We start from the raw sequence: 342 nt of genomic DNA on the forward strand, positions 1-342 counted from the left end.
GCCGCCGGTGCTACCCGAGACGTCGGCAGCGTGGCAGGCCGGGTCGTTGGATGGCGAGCACCTGCGGGTGATTCAGACGTTCTTCCGGGAGTTGCCCGATCATGTGTCGCCGGTCGAGGTGGACAAAGCCGAACGGTCGTTGGCCGGGCATGCGATCACCCTGCGGCCGGACCAGTTGGAGAAAGTCGCCCACCGGTTGGCACTGCATCTGAACCCCGACGGGACATTCTCCGACGCCGACCGGGCCCGCAAGCGCGGGTTCGTGTGGTGCGGGGGCCAACAAGTCGACGGCATGAGTGTGGGTCGGCTGATCGCCGACCCCGAACTGCGCTCGGAGTTGGA

Annotated in this window: 1 protein-coding gene; it reads left to right on the forward strand. The window is 67.3% G+C overall.

The genetic code is table 11. The features are described 5' to 3' along the window. On the forward strand, positions 1–342 hold a 342-nt coding region (locus CG716_RS29450), incomplete at both ends, for a DUF222 domain-containing protein (protein ID WP_133067049.1).

It is taken from the genome of Mycolicibacterium sphagni (assembly GCF_002250655.1).
In the GTDB taxonomy this organism is placed as follows: domain Bacteria; phylum Actinomycetota; class Actinomycetes; order Mycobacteriales; family Mycobacteriaceae; genus Mycobacterium; species Mycobacterium sphagni.